Here is a 3,144-nt window from a genome sequence, read left to right on the forward strand (position 1 = left end):
TCCAGAAGTTCGCGCGGTAGGGCAAGCGTCCGTTACACCAGGGCGTCGCCCAGCCGATTTTCCACCGGATGGACATTCGATCCGATGAGGATCGTGTCCAGGCCGATTGATCAATCGGGCGCCGCTCCGTAAGGTTGAGCTTGGCGGTTGGAGCGGTGAAGGCTTCGATCCCTGGGGGAAGCTCTTCGCGTATGGCTACGATCACCGGCACCGCCGCCAGCGAGACGCTGGAAGGCACCAACGATGCTGACTACATCAGGGGCCTTGGCGGCGACGACATCATCAACGCCGGCGGTGGCGATGACGTCGTCGAGGGGGGACCGGGATCGGACCTGATCCATGCCGGCGAAGGCAACGATTTCGTTGATCTCCTGGGCGGGGGCAACAGCACCGTCTATGCCGGGGCGGGCGCTGACTCGATCCAGGTTCTCAGTCCAGACAGCCTGATGGTTCGAACGGTCAAGCTGTACGGCGAGGCCGGGAACGATCATTTCCTGGTCAATGACCTCTATGGCGGCATCGACTATCTGCTCGATGGGGGCGAGGGCAACGACGACTTCTTGCTCCAGTCGGGCCGGTCGATCGTGGTCGCCGCCGGATCGGGAGACGATTTCGTACGGCTGACGGGTGGGACCGGCATCGTCACGCTGGGCGATGGTCATGACCTGCTGAGGCTGGAAGCCGGCGGCATTGGCGAAAAGGCGACGATCCTGGATTTTCAGGTTTCGGGGGCGTCTTCCGATCGGCTGGAAATCGGCTCCTTTCTGCAGTACGCCGCGCCGAACTGGGACGTGACGAGCAATCCGTTCGCCGAGGGTTACCTTCGCCTGGTGCAGTCGGGCGCGGATACGCTGCTGCAACTGAACCCGTATCTCATCGAGGACGGTTTCTGGACCATTCTCCGCTTCTCTGGTGTTCAGGCCGGCACGCTCACCGCCGAAGCGCTCGGCGGCTTCGATCCGGCCGGCGGCCCGATCAGCGGACTGACCCTGGTCGGCGGCGCGGACCCTGATTTCATCCGTGGCTCCAGCGGCGGCGATCTGCTGCGGGGCGGCGACGGCGACGACAGCCTGGACGGCGCCATGGGAGCCGACGTCCTCGAGGGTGGGGCCGGCGACGACTCGCTGAATTCCTCGGACGGCGGTGACGACAAGCTCTATGGCGGCGATGGCGACGATTTCCTGGTCTACGACAGGTTCGGGCCTAGCGTGGACCACGTGTTGCTGGATGGCGGGGCGGGCGACGATCACATCTCGGCCTACGCGTTCCACGGCGCCGCTCCGCAGGTGCGGATCGAGGGCGGGGCTGGCGCCGACAGGATTTTCCTGCTCGCGCCTAATGGCGCGACCGTCAACGGCGGAAGCGGAATCGACACCGTCGACTACAGCAATGCATCGGCGGGGGTGACCGCCAATCTGTCGTCGGGTGTGGCGCGGACGACCGGAGGGGTGGCAACCGACACCCTGATCAGCATCGAAGCGCTGGTCGGATCGGCCTTTGACGACGTTCTGATCGGCCGCGACGGCGGCGGGGTGACCCTGGTGTCGAAGAACGCCGCCGGCGCGCCTGGCAACAGCTATTCGGTGGAGCCATCGATCTCGGCGGACGGGACCAAGGTCGCCTTCGTCAGCACTTCCAACTCCCTGCTGCCGGTCGACTACAACAATGATCGGGACGTCTTCGTGGTGGACCTGACGAAGGGAACGATCTCCAGCGCCTCCCTGGGCCTCTCGGGCGTCGACGCCCAATCCGTCGCCGACGTTCGCAGCGTCGTGCTGTCGGCGGACGGAACGAAGGTGCTGTTCAGCAGCGACGACGGCAATCTCGTGGCGGGCGACACCAACGGCAACTGGGACATCTTCGTCAAGGATCTGCTCACCGGCGTCGTCACTCGCGTCAGCACCGACGCGACGGGCGCCCAGTCCACGGCATCGCCCGGCTACTACAACAGCTACTACGCCACCTTTTCGCCAGACGGCGGCAAGATCATCTTTTCGAGCTCCGCCGCGAACCTGGTGCCGGGCGACACCAACGGCCTGGTGGACGTGTTCGTGAAGGACCTGGCCAGCGGCGCCATCACCCGTGTTTCCACCAGCGCTTCGGGCGCCGAAGCGACGGCCAATTATCCAGGGATTCCCGAAGCCCTGGCCGTCTCGCCCGACGGTCAGAAAGTATTGTTCACCAGCGCCGCAAACAACCTCGTCGCCGGTGACACCAACAACGTCAACGATCTGTTTCTCAAGAACTTGACGACGGGCGCGATTATTCGCGTCAACACGGACACGCTCGGCCAGCAGACCGCGGGTTTGAACCCTGACAGAGTTTTCGGCGGCGTGTTTTCGCCCGATGGAACCAAGGTCGCGTTCGCCAGCGACGCCATCAACCTCGTGGTCGGCGATACAAACAATATCGCCGACGTCTTTGTGAAGGATCTGCTGACGGGCGTGACAACCCGGGTATCCACCAACGCCGCGGGCGCGCAGATCACCTTCGCTTCCGGGGGGGGAGCCGGTTCGCCGGCCTTCTCGCCCGATGGGACCAAGATTGCGTTCGTCAGCAGCGCCGACAATCTGGTCGAGGGCGACACCAACGGCCGGGCGGACATCTTCCTCAAGGATCTTGTTACCGGCGTGGTGACGCTAGTCTCCACGACCGCTCTGGGCGAACTGGCCAATGGCGACGTCGGCGCGGGGCTGCAGTTCACCGCCGACGGCGACAAAATCGTGTTTTCGAGCCGGGCCGACAACCTTGTCGCGGGCGACGGAAACTATACCACGGACGTGTTCATCAAGGATCTGACCGACGGAAAGGACGTGTTGATCGGCGGCGACGGGGCCGACCTGCTGCAGGGCAAGGGCGGAGACGACTATCTCGATGGCGGGACCGGTATCGACACCGCCTCATATGCCTCGGCCGCAGTCGGCGTGACGGTGGATCTGACCCGCACCGGACTGCAGAACACCGGCGAGGGCCGTGACACCCTGATTTCCATCGAAAATCTCACTGGCTCGGCCTTCGCCGATGTGCTGACGGGCGACGGCGGGGCCAACCGCCTGGCGGGCGGCGACGGCCATGACAGCGTGTGGGGCGGCGCCGGCGACGATTTCCTCGACGGCGGGGCGGGGAACGACATCCTCGACGGCG

Annotated in this window: 1 protein-coding gene; it reads left to right on the forward strand. The window is 64.8% G+C overall.

The annotated features are described in order from the left end of the window. Positions 1–191: 191 nt before the first annotated feature. Positions 192–3,144 (forward strand): PD40 domain-containing protein (locus PMI01_RS26010; protein ID WP_007665637.1); only part of this gene is annotated, 2,953 nt, incomplete at its 3' end.

It is taken from the genome of Caulobacter sp. AP07 (assembly GCF_000281955.1).
Classification (GTDB): Bacteria; Pseudomonadota; Alphaproteobacteria; order Caulobacterales; family Caulobacteraceae; genus Caulobacter.